General features: G+C 58.4%; 9 protein-coding genes. 4 read left to right on the forward strand and 5 right to left on the reverse strand.

Annotated features, from left to right (window positions below; genetic code table 11):
• Positions 1-2: 2 nt before the first annotated feature.
• Both AABM55_RS25310 and AABM55_RS25315 read right to left on the reverse strand, forming a co-directional pair.
• On the reverse strand, positions 3-1271 hold the full coding sequence (locus AABM55_RS25310; protein ID WP_054594132.1) for a diguanylate cyclase: 1269 nt from the start codon (positions 1269-1271) through the stop codon (positions 3-5).
• Complete coding sequence (locus AABM55_RS25315) at positions 1268-1840, reverse strand: YfiR family protein (RefSeq protein ID WP_347928071.1); 573 nt, start codon at positions 1838-1840, stop codon at positions 1268-1270. The genes AABM55_RS25310 and AABM55_RS25315 overlap by 4 nt, the downstream gene beginning before the upstream one ends.
• Positions 1841-2189: 349 nt before the next feature.
• Between AABM55_RS25315 and AABM55_RS25320 the strand changes: the two genes are divergently transcribed.
• From AABM55_RS25320 to AABM55_RS25335, 4 genes are all read left to right on the forward strand, one after another.
• Positions 2190-3041, forward strand: a complete 852-nt coding sequence (locus tag AABM55_RS25320) for a sugar phosphate isomerase/epimerase (protein WP_054594134.1) — start codon at positions 2190-2192, stop codon at positions 3039-3041.
• 12 nt (positions 3042-3053) lie between these two features.
• Positions 3054-4112, forward strand: a complete 1059-nt coding sequence (locus AABM55_RS25325; RefSeq protein WP_347928072.1) for a 2-oxoglutarate and iron-dependent oxygenase domain-containing protein — start codon at positions 3054-3056, stop codon at positions 4110-4112.
• Positions 4113-4154: 42 nt separating this feature from the next.
• Complete coding sequence (locus AABM55_RS25330; RefSeq protein ID WP_054594136.1) at positions 4155-4955, forward strand: ABC transporter substrate-binding protein; 801 nt, start codon at positions 4155-4157, stop codon at positions 4953-4955.
• A gap of 99 nt (positions 4956-5054) precedes the next feature.
• Positions 5055-6593, forward strand: a complete 1539-nt coding sequence (locus AABM55_RS25335; protein ID WP_347928073.1) for an amino acid ABC transporter permease/ATP-binding protein — start codon at positions 5055-5057, stop codon at positions 6591-6593.
• A 65-nt stretch (positions 6594-6658) separates the two neighbouring features.
• On the opposite strand, the gene recD is transcribed toward AABM55_RS25335, so the two are convergent.
• The 3 genes from recD to recC are packed head-to-tail and all read right to left on the reverse strand — an operon-like array spanning position 6659 to position 15881.
• Complete coding sequence (recD, locus tag AABM55_RS25340) at positions 6659-8746, reverse strand: exodeoxyribonuclease V subunit alpha (protein WP_347928074.1); 2088 nt, start codon at positions 8744-8746, stop codon at positions 6659-6661.
• A complete protein-coding gene (gene recB, locus AABM55_RS25345; RefSeq protein WP_347928075.1) occupies positions 8743-12432 on the reverse strand; it encodes an exodeoxyribonuclease V subunit beta in 3690 nt (1229 codons plus the stop codon). The genes recD and recB overlap by 4 nt, the downstream gene beginning before the upstream one ends.
• Positions 12429-15881, reverse strand: coding sequence for an exodeoxyribonuclease V subunit gamma (gene recC, locus AABM55_RS25350; RefSeq protein ID WP_347928076.1), 3453 nt, complete (start codon positions 15879-15881; stop codon positions 12429-12431). Before recC ends, recB begins: the two co-directional genes overlap by 4 nt.
• Between the last annotated feature and the right edge of the window lie 90 nt (positions 15882-15971).

Below are 15971 nucleotides of genomic sequence, written 5' to 3' on the forward strand. Positions count from 1 at the left end.
TGTTAACTCCTGGTTTGAACATTGGCGACAAGGTGCTCCGACCCTGCCGTGTATTGCCCGCCTCGGGCGAGGCGTTTGGCTTGATACATTGCCGCATCGGCGGCATCGAGCAGGGTACCGGGTGTGGCGCCATGATCAGGATAAATCGCAATGCCAACGCTGAGTGAGGTCAACACCTGGGTATCGCCTGGCAACTGAACCGGCAGCTCCATGCTGGCGATGATCTTTTCGGCAATTCGTTCGGCGTCTTCGGTTTTGTGCAACGGCGTCAACAGCACAGCAAACTCGTCACCGCCCAAGCGGGCGACCAGATCCTCTTCACGCAATTGCGCCCGGACTCGGGTTGCCACGGCAACCAGCACGGCATCGCCAGCAGCGTGGCCGAAGTTGTCATTGATACCCTTGAACCGATCGCTATCGAGAAACAGCACGGCAACCCGTTCATCGTGTTTGTTGGCATTACGTAACGCGCGAATCAGTCGACCTTCGAAAAACGCCCGATTCGGCAAACCGGTGAGGCTGTCATGACTGGCCTGGTGGGCCAGCGTTTCGTTTTCGCTTTGCAGGTGGGTTTGCCAGGACTCCAGCTCATCAAGCAAGGCATTGAAGTCGTTGCCCAGACTGTCGAGTTCGGCAATGCGTGCTGGCGGCACACGACGATCGAGGACCCGCTCCTGGCGCGCGGCGTGAGCGACCTCGGCAAGGCTGCGCAGTGGGCCGGTAATCCCGCGTAGCTGACGGCGTGCCAGATACAACGCGACCCAGGCGCTAACCGCCGTACACAAGACAATCCCGGCCAGACCGCTGAGCAAAAAGCGCATCAGACTGCCGCCATGCCCGGTCAGCAGGATGCTGCCGATTTCCTGACCTTGATGGAGGATCGGTATGTTGATCGGCTTTTCCAGAAGCGATCGAGCGATCTGCATTTCCAATTCGGAAACCAGACCGGTTTCCGGTCGCTGCCAACGAGCGAGCAGTTGGCCCTTTTCATCGAACACCTGGGCATCGGCCACTTCTTCTGTGGACGCGATCAGCGCCAGCGCTTCGGTCGCCGCCGCGCTGTCGTTGAACACCACTGCAGCTTCCACCGTGTAATTGATCGAACGGGCAATCAGCTGCAGGTTGTGATCGGCATACACCCGCAAGGCCAGTACCCCGAGCAAGGTCAGGGACAGACTGGCCATGGCCACGCCAACCAGCGCAACGATCAGGTGTCCACGGCCAATGACCGATTGCAAAGTTGGGCGGTTGCCGGACCTGAACAGGTTCATGGGGCCGCCGCTTTACGGCGAGAGAGTTGCAAGACGCTGGGGTGAATGCGCACACCACTGCGGGCTACCGAGTCGAGGTTGACCTCAAACGAGACTTGATGGTCACTGACACGCAGGCAGAACAGGCTGCCTACCGTGCATTGATCGCCCCCCTCGCTGATACTCAGCACCGGATGGCCTGTCAAAGAAGCGAAGAGCGTGCTGCGCTCTTCATTGGTCAGTTTACCGATGTAGATTGCGTCACACTCACTGGCGATCGCCGGGTAATTGGCCAACAGTCGCCGAACGACCACCGGACGCCCCGTGGCTTGAGTGGTGCCTTTGACTAAATCGTCGGTGTACTCGGTGGGACCGACCACGCACAAACGCAATTGCGCGGGCTCCACCGGCCAGCGAGCGTAGCTGAGGATTCCCAACACCACTTGAGTGACCGACATGGCGCGCTGATCAGCCATGCTCGGTGGCGCCTGCAACTCAGCGAATACAGGAAGGCTCAACAAACAGAAAAGGCCGGCCAGCAGCTGCTTCCAGCCAGCAATGCGTTCTGTCGTCCAGACAGCCAGCTTCATGCGGGAATTCTCGTTGATCGTCATGGATGATGCCGCAACGATAGCATATCCGGTGAAATGCTCACGAAAGCAGCGAGTATTGATAGGCGCCTATTTGTTTATAAAATCCTGAAGTAACAATTTGGGGTTTCCTATTTTCTCTGTTTCACCCCATGTCTACCATCGGCACCAACGTGACCTGTAACCGCACTGCGGTCTTAATAACAATAAAAGCTGACAGCGACGTAAGTGAGAGCGGATCCACCGAGATCCGACTCATGAACACCTTTTGCTACTGCCATAACAGCTCGATTCGGTCATGCACCGGCGTCGAGCCTTGAGTAGTTGAAGGCGTCGTGGAGGTTCACCGATGAAACTGGAAATATTTCGTACCCTCTGGGGCTATAGCGCGAGCAAGGCCCAGGCGCTCGACGAGTTGCTGGAAGCCGGCTTCGATGGCATGGAAGCTCGCCTGCCGTTGGACGTCCGCGAACGAACCGAGTTCGGCGCCTTTCTAAAAGCCAATGAACTGGCTTACATCAGCACCGTGTTTACCGCTTATGACGTGCTGCCGGAACAATCCGCGTCGCCCACCGAACACCTTCTTGACCTGGACAAAAAGCTCGCTTGGGCTGCCGAGCTCAATCCACGCTTCGTCAATGTGCTGGCCGGCAATGACCGTTGGCCGCTGTCGCAGCAGGTGGAGTTCTTCGGCCAGGCCATGGCGCTTGCACGCAAGCACGGGCAATTCTGCAGCTTCGAAACCCACCGCTCACGTTCACTGTTCAACCCTTGGCTGACGCTTGAACTGATCCGGCAGCTACCCGACCTGCGGTTCACCAGCGACATCAGCCATTGGGTCGTGACGTGCGAGCGGTTGTTGAATGATCCGGCGGATGACCTGAGTGCCTTCGTCGAGCGCGTACACCATATCCAGGCCCGCGTCGGCTATGACCAAGGCCCGCAGGTTCCCCATCCCGCCGCCCCGGAATACGCCCGGGAACTGGCCTTCCATCAACAGCACTGGGAAGCCATCTGGCACTCCCAGCAGGCTCGCGGCTATCAGGTCAGCACCCTGACGCCTGAGTTCGGTGCCGACGGCTATTTGCACCACTTGCCCTTCACCAATGTGCCGGTCGCCGACCTGTGGTCGCTGAATATCTGGATGGCCAACACAGAGCGCGAACACTTCGATCGCTTCAATCACTCAACCCTCGCGTGAGGTGCTTGCAACATGTCCGAGCAGATCAATAACACTACGCCCCAAGCGAACTTCAAGAGCATTCCGGTGGTGGATATCGCCGGTCTGTTCAGCATCGAACGGGAACATCGGCTGGTCGTCGCAGAGCAGCTCGGGGTGGCTGCCAGTGACGTCGGCTTTCTCTATATCACCAGCCATGGCATCGATCCGCAGTTGATCACCAACTTGCGCCAGGCAGCCAAGGACTATTTCGATCAGTCCCTGGACACCAAGATGCAGCACTACATCGGCACCTCGAAGACCCACAAGGGCTTTGTCCCGGAAGGAGAAGAGGTTTACGCCAAGGGCAAACCGGATCATAAGGAAGCCTTCGACATCGGCTTCGAAGTCCCGGAAAACGATCCGCTGGTGCTGGCTAACACGCCGCTGCTCGGGCCGAATGAATGGCCGTCACTGCCAGGTTTCAAGGAAGCCGTGCAGGCCTACTACGCCGCGATCTTCGCCCTCGGTCGACGGCTGTTCGGGGGCTTCGCCCTGGCATTGGGCCTGGAGGAAGACTATTTCGACAGCATGGTCACCCGGCCGCCCTCGAAGTTGCGGCTGATCCACTACCCGTTCGACGGCACGGCTCAGGATGCGCCCGGGATTGGTGCACATACCGACTACGAGTGCTTCACCATTTTGCTGGCAGACAAACCCGGGCTGGAGGTGATGAACAATCTTGGCCAGTGGATCGATGCACCGCCTATTCCAGGGGCGTTCGTGGTGAACATCGGCGACATGCTCGAAGTCATGACCGCGGGTGCATTCGTTGCGACGGCTCACCGTGTCCGCAGTGTCAGCGAAGAGCGCTACTCCTTCCCGCTGTTCTATGCCTGCGACTTCCATACCCAGATCAAACCCCTGCCAGGTTTCGCCAAGACCGGGCAAGAGTATGAGCAGATCGCCATTGGCGAACACATGTACAGCCAGGCGCTGCAGACTTACCAATACCTGCGCAAGCGGGTGGAAAACGGAGAAATAACGTTGCCGGAGAAGGCGCGTAAGCCTTCGAGCTTCGGGCACCTGAAAAATCAGACACAACCGTCCTGATCATTGCTGTCGGCCACTACTTTCTAATCGGAGTCACCGAAAATGCTTTACAAAAATAACCGTGCTGCCCGTTTGTCCCTGCTCGCCGCCAGCCTGTTTTGTGCAACTGCCAGCATGGCTTCCGCCGCCACACCGGGTCAGTTGAAAATCGGCATGGAAATCACCTACCCGCCGTTCGAATCCTATGACAGCCAGAAGAATATCGTCGGCTCCGATCCGGAACTGGCTCAAGCCCTGGCCAAGCAGATGCAAGCCAAGGCGGAGTTCGTCGATACCAAGTTCCCCAATCTGATTTCCGGCCTGAACTCCGGGCACTACGACGCGATCATCTCCGGCATGTACATCACGCCAGAGCGTCAGACTCAAGCGATGACCATTGGCTACGCGGTGACGGGCGCGGCAATCATGGCACCGAAAGACAGCGGTCTGAATGCGCAAACCCCGGAGGACCTCTGCGGCCTGAAAGTCGGGCTGGAACAAGGCACCACCTGGGTTGCTCAATTGAAGAAACTCTCGACCGACTATTGCGTGCCGAACAACAAGGGCGCCATCACTGTCAGCGAGTTCCCGTCGGCACCGGAAGTGACCCAGGCCCTGCTGTCGAAAAACATCCAGGCCCAAATGGAAATCGCCGGCGCAGCGAAGATGATCGCCGAACACACCAACGGTCGTGTGGTGGTCACCTCCCAGCATCTGGTCTATCCGCAAACCCTCGGCATCTTCGTCAAGAAAGGCAACGAGGAGACCTATCAGGCGCTGCTCAAGGCGTTTGATGGTGCGAAAAAAAGCGGTGACTACGCAGCTATCCTGAAGAAGTACAACCTGGAAGAAGCGTCCAACTAAGGCGACGCCCCTTCGCGGGCCAGCACGCGCCTACAAAAGTACCGCTCCCAGCACGGGAGCGGCTTACCCGCGAAGATTTCAATGCGGTTCGAGGTACTTATGCAATTCGATTGGACGTACTTTTTCTCCCTGTTCGCTGACTCCGCCTTCTGGCAAGCCTGCGTCACCGTAATCGAACTCAGTGCCCTGGCCTGGTTCATCGGCATGCTTCTTGGTTTTCTGCTGGCCTCGGCCAAACTGTCGACTTCGGTCTGGCTCAGACTTCCGGCGACCGCTTATATCTGGTTCTTCCGCAGCATTCCGCTGCTGGTGCTGGTGGTCTTCGTCTACAACCTGCCGCAGTTATTCCCGATGACCGGCTCGGTCCTGTCCAACCCCTTCTACTCCGGGTTGTTCGCGCTGGTGATCACCGAAGCGGCGTATATGGCAGAGATCCATCGCGGTGGCCTGATTTCGGTCGCCAAGGGTCAGAAAGAGGCCGGGCGCGCGCTGGGTATCGGCTTCCTGGGCTTGCAGCGTTTGATCGTGATTCCTCAGGCTTTTCGCATTTCCCTGCCGACCTTGATCAACGAATACATCACGGTGGTGAAACTGACGTCGCTGATCTCGGTGATCTCCCTGACCGAACTGCTCACCGTCGGCCAGCGCCTGTACGCGCAGAACTTCCTGGTCATGGAAACCCTCGGTGCGGTAGCGGTGTATTACGTGTTTATCGTGAGCGTGTTCGGCTGGTTTTTGCAGCGACTGGAGCGCCATCTGGATCTGAACCAACGCAAGCCGCAAACCCTAGACGAAACCGCCGTAAGCCGACTCAAGGCCCAATCCCAACCGCTGACCAGCACTGCCGGCCTCCCGGTCAATCGCGGTGCGGTACCCGTTCTACAACTGGAGAAGATCCACAAGCGCTATGGCAATCACGAAGTGCTCAAGGGCATCGACCTGACTGTCGGCAGTGGTCAGGTGATTTCAATCATCGGCCCGTCAGGCTCAGGTAAAACGTCGTTGATTCGCACCATCAATGGACTGGAAAGTATTGATCAAGGCGAGATCATGCTATTTGGCGAAAGCTTCATCGGTTCCAACGACACCCCCAACAGCGCCAGGGTTCGTAGTGGTGTGCGGCATATCGGGATGGTTTTCCAGAACTTCAACCTGTTTCCCCATCGCTGCATTCTCGACAACATCACTCTGGCGCCGCGCTTCCACGGCAGCGCAAAACCCTTGAGTGAACAACGCGCCTATGCGTTGTTGGACAAGGTCGGACTGCTGGCTCACGCGCACAAGTATCCGCATCAGCTTTCCGGCGGTCAGCAACAACGGGTAGCGATTGCTCGGGCATTGGCCATGGAACCGAAGATCATGCTGTTCGACGAACCGACTTCGGCCCTCGATCCGGAACTGGTGGGCGATGTGTTGAATGTGATCCGCGATTTGGCCAAAGAAGGCATGACCATGCTGATCGTGACCCACGAGATGGACTTCGCGATGTCGATTTCCGATCGGGTGATCTTCATGGAAAACGGGAATGTTCAGCTGGATGCCAGCCCGTATGCCATACGCAACAAGCAGACCGGCGAACGTGTTCGACGCTTCATGGGCCTGACCGCCCAGACCGAGATGCTGCTGGCAGCGGAGTAGACCTCGGAGCGGGCCGGGTCTTGGTGGCGATAGGTCAAGTCCTCTCGCCACCACACTGCACCTGCTCACCCCAATTCCAGCATCAACCCGCTCAAGCGCTTGACCTTGCGTCGTACGGCTTCTTCAAAAATCCCGGTACGTGGTTCGATCAGGCTGAACCAGTTCTTGGCGCGAGTGATTCCGGTGTAGATCAGCTCTTTGGTCAGCACCGGGTTCAGCGCATCGGGCAGGATCAACGCCGTGTGGGCGAATTCGGAGCCTTGGGATTTGTGCACGGTCATGGCGTAGACGGTTTCCACGTCATTGAGTCGGCTGGGCAAAACAAACCTCACACCTCCCTGACCATCGTTACGCGCAAAAGCGACACGTAGCACCTGGCGTCCGCCCTCCTGGCCATCGCGCTCAGGCAATTTCAGGGCGATACCGATGTCGCCGTTCATCAAGCCCAGGCCATAATCGTTGCGCGTCATCAGTACCGGACGCCCTTCGTACCATTGCTGGTCACTGTCGATCAGCCGCGCCTTGAGCAACGCGCCGGTAATCCGCTGATTCAGCCCCTCGACACCCCACGGTCCCTTGCGCACGGCACACAGCAACTGGAACGCATCAAAGGCTTGCAAGACATTGCGTGCCCACTCGATCCAGCAAGGATCGTCGGGAAGTGAGTTGATGGACGGACGCTGGTTGCGCAAGAGACTCAGGTAATGCCGATAACCCTGCGGACCTTCGCCATGGCCTTCGAGCAATAGACGCTCCAGCGCCCTGTCCTGCTCGCCCTTGAGGGGCAGCGAAAAAAGATCGGCATGACTGCGGGCAGCCAGCAGCTTGCGGGCCTCATCGGCCTGCTGCTGATTGACCCAGCGCGCCAGTTGACCAATGCCGCTGCCTTCGCCAAAGCGCCGCGAATGACGCAGCATCACGACCTGCTGGGCCAGCGGGTGAGTGGCGTCGATGTCTTCCTGCAAACCGCTGGAACCAAGATTTTCACCACTGACGGCCTCCAGCCAGTCGCGGGTCTGCGGGCTGTACCAACCGGCCTCGGCATCGCGGCACAGATCACCGAGAACGGCGCCGGCCTCCACCGACGCCAACTGATCCTTGTCACCGAGCAAGACCAACCGGGCATGCGTCGGCAACGCATCAAGCAGATTGGCCATCATCTCCAGGTCGATCATCGAGGCTTCGTCGACCACCAGCACATCCAGCGGCAGGCGATTGCCGGCGTGATGGCGGAAATGCCGGGTTCCCGGCCGGCTGCCGAGCAGACGGTGGACCGTGGTCACGTCAGAGGGGATTTTGTCCCTGACGCTCTCGGCAACTTGCAGTGTGCGAACTTGCTGGCTGATGGACTCTGTCAGCCGCGCGGCGGCCTTGCCCGTGGGGGCGGCAAGTCGAATCCGCAGTGGCTTGCCCGCCTCCACGGCTGGCGCCTGGAGCAGGGCCAGCAAACGCACAACCGTGGTGGTTTTACCGGTTCCAGGCCCACCCGTAACGATGCTGAATGCACCACGGGTGGCCAGGGCACAGGCGAGTTTCTGCCAATCGATCTGCGCACTGGAACTGGCCTGGCCAAACAGGCCACTCAGGCGTTCGGACAGGTCATCGGGTGTTGGTTCATGGACGATAAGTCGTTGGCGCAGCGCACTGTCGATGCGCCGTTCGTACGTCCAGTAACGGCGTAAATACAGTCGCTTGCCAGACAATACCAATGGGCGCTGCTGTGTTTCATCACGCTCATCGACGGCCAGCGCCACAAGACTGCTGGATGCCAGGACCTTGCACCAGCGAGCGCCCTCCAATGCTTCAAGCAATTGCGATGGCAACAACAGGGTTCCGGTCTGCAGATCGCCCTCCGGCGGCAGGGATAGCGCGAAGTCCGGCTCCTTGAGCGTTTCGAACAGATCGAGGCACACATGCCCGTGTCCCAGTTGATGGCTGGTCAAGGCCGCCGCCAGCAACACCAGCGGATCGCCATCGGGCGCCAGTTCGTGGAGGAAGGCAACAAAGGCTTTGTCCAGTGCCCGAAGCCAGCCACGCTCGACCCAGCGTTCAAGCAACAGCAGCAGGTCATCGGCACGGCTCAGCGGTGTCAGTTGCGCAAGGCTCTCGGCCGTCAACGGTGTGGGTAACAAATCGGCAAAGGAACGGCTCATAGCAATACACCCTGCTCCCAGGCCGGTTCAGGCTTGGGTTCTGGTTTTCCCTGGAACAGCCGGTCCAGTCGTTCGATCAATTCCCGTGGCGGACGAGTGAAATACACGCCTTGGCCAGGTGCCCGGGTGCCGCGCAGGAACAGGTACAAGGCGCCCCCCATGTGCCGGTCATAGTCGTAATCAGCGAGTCGCGCCTTGAGCTGGCGATGCAACGCCAGTAGATACAACACGTACTGCAGGTCATAGCGATGATCGAGCATCGACTGTTCCATTGCCTGCTCGGTATAGGCCGAATCGTCAGCACCGAGCCAGTTGGACTTGTAATCCGCAACGTAATAACGCCCGGCGTGCTCGAACGTCAGGTCGATAAAGCCTTTGAACATGCCATTCAGCAGGACGGGCTCGGCAACGACACGAGAAGCGCCGGCATGGGTGTATTGGCGCACCAGTTCGTCGAGCTTCAACACATCGACTTTATGGCTGGCAAACCAGAATTCCATTTCGACCCGGTACTCGGTCAGTTGCTCGAACACCACGGGTGGTTGTTCGGTACCAATGCGTAACGGCGCTTGCAACAAATGCTGCAGCCAGTCGCTCAGGGTGTTGATCCAGCCTTCCCAGCCGCGGCGGTTGCAGCGGCGTGCAATGGCGTTTTCGATGGATTTCGGGTCTGCGGCGAAACCTTCGTCACCCGCCCACTCCAATAATCCATGGAGAAAAGTCCCGGGATTCGGCCCGCGCGGGAAGCGGTGGATATCACCACCGCTCGCAAGCACTTCGCGTGGCGCATCGGGATCAAGTCGCTCGTCATCGAAAAGCTTTTGCGCTTGAGGGCTTTCCGGCGCTTCGTCGCTGCCAGCGCTCAGACTATCGCCAATGCGCAACGCACTGTAGGAGGCGATCCACCAGTTCTCGGCCGCCTTGCGCTTCGGTATCAGCGGTGCGAGCAACGTTGCCTCATTGCGTGGCGGGAGAAAACGTTCGGTTGTGGCTTCAGGCATCTCGCCATAGCTCAAAGCGCTGCAGTTTTGCTGCAAGTCTTCAAGCCAACGCTTCAGCGCCGTCGACTCGACCAGCTTTTCGCCGCCACCCAGCAGATAGCCCAATGCCGACAGGTGCAGCACCGAGCTGTTGTTATTGCCGCGCTTGAGGTCGGTGACTCCCAGCCAGCAAGCATGCTGGGCTCGGGTCAAGGCCACATAGAGCAGACGCAAATCTTCAGCCAAGCGCTCATCGTCCGCCAGGGCAATCAACTCGGGGGTTGGGCTCAACGTTATCTGGGCTTGCCCGTTCGCGTCGTGGTAGTGCATCGGCAATCGACTGCCGTCCACCGGTTTTGCCGAACAAATGAACGGCAGAAAAACCAGCGGATACTCAAGGCCTTTGGATTTGTGGATGGTCACTACCTTGACCAGTTGCTCATCGCTTTCCAGACGCAGAATCTGCTCTTCGCCGGCCTGCCCGGACAACGCCAGATGCTCGGACAAATGACGAATCAGGGCTTGCTCGCCATCGAGCTCGGCGGCGGCTTGCTGCAACAGCTCCGAGAGGTGCAGCAGGTTGGTCAGTATCCGCTCGCCATCGCTTCGGGCAATCAAGGCCTGAGGCAGTTCGAAATCATGCAGCAACCGGCGCAGCATTGGCAGGATGCCCTGACTGCGCCAGATCACCCGATACTCACGAAACTGCATGACACGCTTCTCCCAGGCCAGCTCATCCTGGTTCAAACGCTCCAATTCTGTCAGCGACAGGTTCAAGGTGATGCTGGCCAGCGCTGCACGCAGTGGTCGCTCGACATCCGGCTCGGCGCAGGCCTTTAGCCAACTCAACAGGTCGTGAGCCTCTTGGGCCGCGAACACCGAGTCCTTGTCCGATAGATAAACACTGCGCACACCTCGCACGGACAATTCGTTGCGTACCGCCTGGGCCTCTTTACCATCGCGTACCAGAATCGCGATATCTGCCGGTAGCAACCCCTGTAGATCCTCTGCCCCCCGGACAAAACCCGCACGCCCCTGCTGGCCGCCATTGAGCAATGCAGTGATTTCACTGGCGCACGCTGCAGCCAGTTGCTGTCGGTACACAACACCGGACAACGGTTGCTCGCTGGACAGTTGCCAGATATTCAGCGCCGGTACGGCCTGACCGTTGATCTGCAAAGACTCTTTGCGGCCTTGCGATTCGACCGGCAGAAATGGAACCGGGTTTTCGCCGTTTTTCTCACGAAACAGAAACGCACCACGCCCCTGCTCACGGGCTTCTGCACGCTGGAACACATGGTTCACCGCATCGACCATCCCGTGACTGGAGCGGAAGTTGGTGCCCAGGGTATGCAAGCGACCACTCGTTGCCTGACGCGCGCGCAGGTAGGTATAGATATCGGCGCCACGGAAGGCATAGATCGCCTGTTTAGGGTCGCCGATCAGAAACAGCCCACATTCGGGGTTGTTGTCTTCAATACGATAGATACTTTCGAAGATCCGGTACTGGACCGGGTCGGTGTCCTGGAATTCGTCGATCAACGCGACGGGAAACTGCTCGCGGATCAACGTCGCCAGACGCTCCCCTCCTTCGGCTCGCAATGCAGCATCGAGCCTGAGCAGCATGTCGTCAAAACCCATTTCAGCACGCCGACGCTTCTCTTCTTCAAAACGCGCCCCCACCCACTGTGCGGCATGTTTCAGGACTGCGGCATCCGGAGTCGGCAATGCATCGAGACTGGCTTTCAGGCCGGACATGGCGTCCAGGCCGGGGTGGCTTGGTGCCTGACCTTTCCAGGCCTCAGCCATGCCATCGGGTGTCAGACGATTGAAGCCGGTGCCAATATCCAGTTGTTCAAGGCTGTCATCCTCGGCCCAAGTACAGATTTTCTCGAACCAGGGCTCGAAGTAACGCGCTTGCATCTTGCGTCCGTCGACAGACTTGCTGGCGACGCCTTGCAGACAGATCTCTCGCAACTCCTGCGCCCATTGTCGCCAAGGCGCCTTGAGCTCCAGCAACGCATCACGTCGAGCTTGCAGGCACTCCGTGATCAGCTCGGCAGGTTCTTTTCCTTCAGCGCTATCACGCTCACTGGCGAACAACCCGCGCACTCGTGACAGCAAGGCGGCCGGGCCGCCCCAATGGCTGCGAACCCAGTTCAGCGCATCACCTTGCATCGGGTAGCAAAACAGTCGCCAGTAATCGCGCAGAACTTCACCGAGCAGATTGCTGTGATCAACTTCAAGGGTTTGAGTGAACAGACTGCCACTGTCGAACGCATGCTCACGCAGCATCCGTTGGCACCAACTGTGAATCGTCGAAACTGCTGCCTCATCCATCCACTGCGCGGCGATGTCCAAACGGTTCGCGCAGCCGGACCACTGTTCGGGACTGAACTGCCCACGCAACTCGGCAATCAGGCTGTCAGGTGCTGGTGTTTCGTCGCGGAAAAACCGCGCTGCCTCGGCAAGACGTGTACGGATCCGCTCACGCAGCTCCTTGGTCGCGGCATCAGTAAAGGTCACCACGAGGATTTGCGGTGGCAGGAGTTCACGACCAAAACCGGCAGACTCGTCACCGTGCCCAAGCACCAACCGCAAGTAGAGCGCGGAAATGGTGAACGTCTTGCCGGTGCCGGCACTGGCTTCGATCAGTTGACTACCGCGAAGCGGGAAGGCTAATGCCAGAGGGACCTTCGCTGTCATGAGTGCGACTCCTCACTGGTCAATGAGCGCCAAGGGGCTTCGAGCAGCGGACGGTAGAGCGCGTCACACCAATCGACAAAGGTTTCGTCGGCAATCAGGGCGTTGTAATCGGCAAACTGGCGAGCCAGTGCAGGGCTTTCGCGGCGCTCGCCATCGGTGGTCTGACCGTCGCCCTCATAGGCCTTGCGAGCGGCAGCCTCGGCTTTGAGCGGATCAGTCTGGCCCAGCCAGGCGAAAGCCGTTTTTACCGCTACGGGCAATGGCTGGCGCATACCTGATTGCCAGGCCTGTAACAGATTGCCCAGGGTTTTCAGCGCGGCATCTTGCTCGATAGGGGCAAGCAGCAAGGTATCGTCACTGGCCACCAACCCCGTAGTCATCGACAAGCCGCTCGCGCAAGCCACCAGGTGATTAACCCAAGGACGAGTCAAACGATGCCACTTGCGGGTCTTGATCGAACCAATGCTGTTGGGGATCGTAGTGACAGCCAGCAACCCGCCATCGCTGCGTTGATGGAGACCGCTGAGCCAGCCTTCCAGGCTCACTCCCTGCAATTGGAGCGTCACCGGCAAAGCACTGTTTTGCGGTGTTGGCCACAATGCGAGCAACTGTTGATAACGTTGCAGCAGATCCGGTAGCGGCTCGATCAACTCACGTTGCAAGCACTCACCGAAACCGGCCATCGGCAGCAAGCCGCTGTCCTGCAATCTTTTGGCCTGTGCATGCAGAGCCTGCTCAGGTTGATCGGGGCTAGCCAGTGCAGCTTCAAGCAAGCTGTCGCTCAGGCTGTAGCGTTGCAGTGCATCGAGCACGAAGGGCTCTTCATCTGCCAAAGGCGCTTCAGCCGCTTCGAAAAACACCTTGAGACGCTGACTGAAAAAATGCCGCACGGGATTACGCAGGAAATCCTGTAGTTGACCAAGGCTCAGCGGCTCTTCCTGAACATAGGCATCAAGCACCTCCAAGACTGGACCACGGTCATGCTGCTCATGCAACAGCTGCCATTCTCGGGCATAGCTGAACAGTTGATCGCCTTCATGGAAATAACGGGCACTGAAGGGTTGTAACGGATGCTCCTGGGTCATCGCATCGAGGAGTTCTTTACTGCCGTCGGTGTTTTTCCAGCCGTTAGCCAGATGGTCACGCAGCTGACCGATCAATACCGATGCGGGGCGCTCGCTATTGTCACGAATACTGCGCCCGACCCAACTGATGTAAAGCTGGTCCCGCGCCGAGAGCAAGGCTTCGAGCAATAGATAGCGATCATCCTCTCGCCGAGACCGATCACCGGGGCGGTAATCGCTGCCCATCAGATCGAAATCCAGTGGCGGTTGTGCACGCGGATAATCACCATCGTTCATACCCAGCAGGCAAACGAGCTTGAACGGGATTGCCCGCATCGGCATGAGCGTACAAAAATTCACTGCGCCGGCCAGGAAGCGTTGGGATAAACGCCCCTGATCGAGACCAGCCAACCAGGCTTCACGGACCACCGTCAGCGGCAGCTCATCCAGTAAACCAACCGATTCGCAGGTCTCCAGCCAGGTTTCGCGGAGCAACTCAAGTTGGGCCAGCAGATAGTCATCATGCTCATTGCTGGCCAGGAAAAATAGCTGCATCAATGCTTGCAGACGCACACCCCATTGATCGGGCGATGCCGGTTGCGTGAGTTCCGCGTGAGCGATCTGCAAAGCATCGAGTAAAGCTACCAATGGGCCGATCAGTGCCGCATCCAGTCCGCCGATTTCATCATAAGGTTCGATGCCATCGCAGGAATGACCACTGCCAACGGCATACCCCAGAAGCATGCGACGCAAACCAAAACGCCAACTGTTTTGCTCAAGTTCATCAGGTAAACCAAGACCGGCGCGTTGTTCGGCGTTCATACCCCAGCGAACGCCAGCCCCCTCGATCCAGCGATGCAAGGTCGGCAGGTCGCGCTCCTCTACGCCAAATCGGGCGCGCAATGCAGGAACGTCCAACAAGTCGAGAATCTCGCTGACCGGGAAACGGCTGTCAGGCAGTTTGAGCAAATGCTCGACCGCAATCAGTAGCGGGTCACGACCACGCTGGCCCTGGTCGGTCAGCGTGAAAGGGATAAAGCGCCGATCTTCCCGCTCAAGTTGACCGAACACGGCGCGGATGTGCGGAGCGTAACTGTCGATGTCCGGAACCATCACGATCACATCGCGTGGGCGCAACTGCGGGTCTGCGCTAAAGCGTGCGAGCAACTGATCGTGGAGTATCTCCACTTCACGCTGTGCGCTATGGGCAATGTGAAAACGGATCGACTCGTCCTGCTTCAGATCGACCGCAGGCCAGAGCAGGCGGGTTTCATTCAGCGGGCGTAACTCAAGGATGTCGTCCTGCAATTGATTGAGCATGTTCAACGGCTGGCTTTCGCTGAATAGATCGATACGTCCATCGCGAAAAGCTGATCGATAGCTGTTGGGATCGTCATAACTGTCGAGCAGGTTGATGTAGTCGCGCCCTTGCTTGCCCCAGGCTGCCAGCAGCGGGTGAGCATGTTGATGCAGGGTTTGTGGGTCAAGTACGACCGGCATGCCGGTCTTGCGCGCCTGTCGCTTGTACTGATGCCTTAAAAGGTCTTTATCGGCGACGATGTCTGCCCAGTGGTGACGACATGGGTTATGCACGCAGAGCAGAACCTGGCTGAAGCGAGCCAATCCTGCGAGTGCTTCCAGGGCTTGAGCAGGTAGCGAAGAAATGCCAAAAACGATCACCCGTGAAGGTAGTCCCTTAGGTGCGGTGTCCAGCCCAGTGATTGTCTCTATGAAGCGTTGATGAACGCCTGCGCGACTTTGCGCCATGCCTTGCTCACCGACGTCCAGCAACAGCGCACGCCATAACTCAGCCTGCCAGCAGTTGGCCGGAGTGAGCGGCTTGCTCTCACCTCTACCGTTACGCAGTTGATGGCGACCCGCCGCCCAATCTTCCAGCCAGTCCGCCCGGTACACTTGATACTGGTCAAACAGATCAGCAAGCCGCTCAGCGAGCTGATAGCGTTTACGCAGGTCGGTATCGTGAGTCAGGAAGCGTTGCAGCGGTTCGAAATGTGGTTGATCAATCAGCTCTGGCAACAGGCGCATCAATCGCCAGGTTAGAGGGGCCTTGTCCAGCAACGATTTCGCTGGAATTTCATCACGCCCGAGCACTGATCGATAAAGTTGCCACATAAAGCTGCCGGGTAACTGCACATCAATCGCCGCAGCGATGCCACAGCCGCCCATGTCGTCATCTTCAGGGTCTTCGGCCAATGCCAGCTTCAGCCATTGGGCAATACCGTTGCTCTGCACCAGAGCGATTTCATTTTCCAGGGGCGCAAGCGGATAACGCCGCATCCAGCTGACCACCAGGCTACGCAGTTCGTCCAGGCGGTTGCCGTGAACCACCATAAAACCAGCACTGAGGAACGAGGCGTCCGCCATAAGGGCTTCCTTGGAGAAATGCAAAAGCTAGGGCCGAACCTTAGCATTGTCAGGTGACTGTGACAGCCGTGAGCCGTCCGATGTTGCTGT

It is taken from the genome of Pseudomonas helvetica (assembly GCF_039908645.1).
In the GTDB taxonomy this organism is placed as follows: Bacteria; Pseudomonadota; Gammaproteobacteria; order Pseudomonadales; family Pseudomonadaceae; genus Aquipseudomonas; species Aquipseudomonas helvetica.

Bases quoted from the DNA above. Each gene is read 5' to 3' on its own strand.
- AABM55_RS25310 (WP_054594132.1), bottom strand. From the start codon at position 1,271: ATGAACCTGTTCAGGTCCGGCAACCGCCCAACTTTGCAATCGGTCATT.
- AABM55_RS25315 (WP_347928071.1), bottom strand. From the start codon at position 1,840: ATGAAGCTGGCTGTCTGGACGACAGAACGCATTGCTGGCTGGAAGCAG.
- AABM55_RS25320 (WP_054594134.1), top strand. From the start codon at position 2,190: ATGAAACTGGAAATATTTCGTACCCTCTGGGGCTATAGCGCGAGCAAG.
- AABM55_RS25325 (WP_347928072.1), top strand. From the start codon at position 3,054: ATGTCCGAGCAGATCAATAACACTACGCCCCAAGCGAACTTCAAGAGC.
- AABM55_RS25330 (WP_054594136.1), top strand. From the start codon at position 4,155: ATGCTTTACAAAAATAACCGTGCTGCCCGTTTGTCCCTGCTCGCCGCC.
- AABM55_RS25335 (WP_347928073.1), top strand. From the start codon at position 5,055: ATGCAATTCGATTGGACGTACTTTTTCTCCCTGTTCGCTGACTCCGCC.
- recD (WP_347928074.1), bottom strand. From the start codon at position 8,746: ATGAGCCGTTCCTTTGCCGATTTGTTACCCACACCGTTGACGGCCGAG.
- recB (WP_347928075.1), bottom strand. From the start codon at position 12,432: ATGACAGCGAAGGTCCCTCTGGCATTAGCCTTCCCGCTTCGCGGTAGT.
- recC (WP_347928076.1), bottom strand. From the start codon at position 15,881: ATGGCGGACGCCTCGTTCCTCAGTGCTGGTTTTATGGTGGTTCACGGC.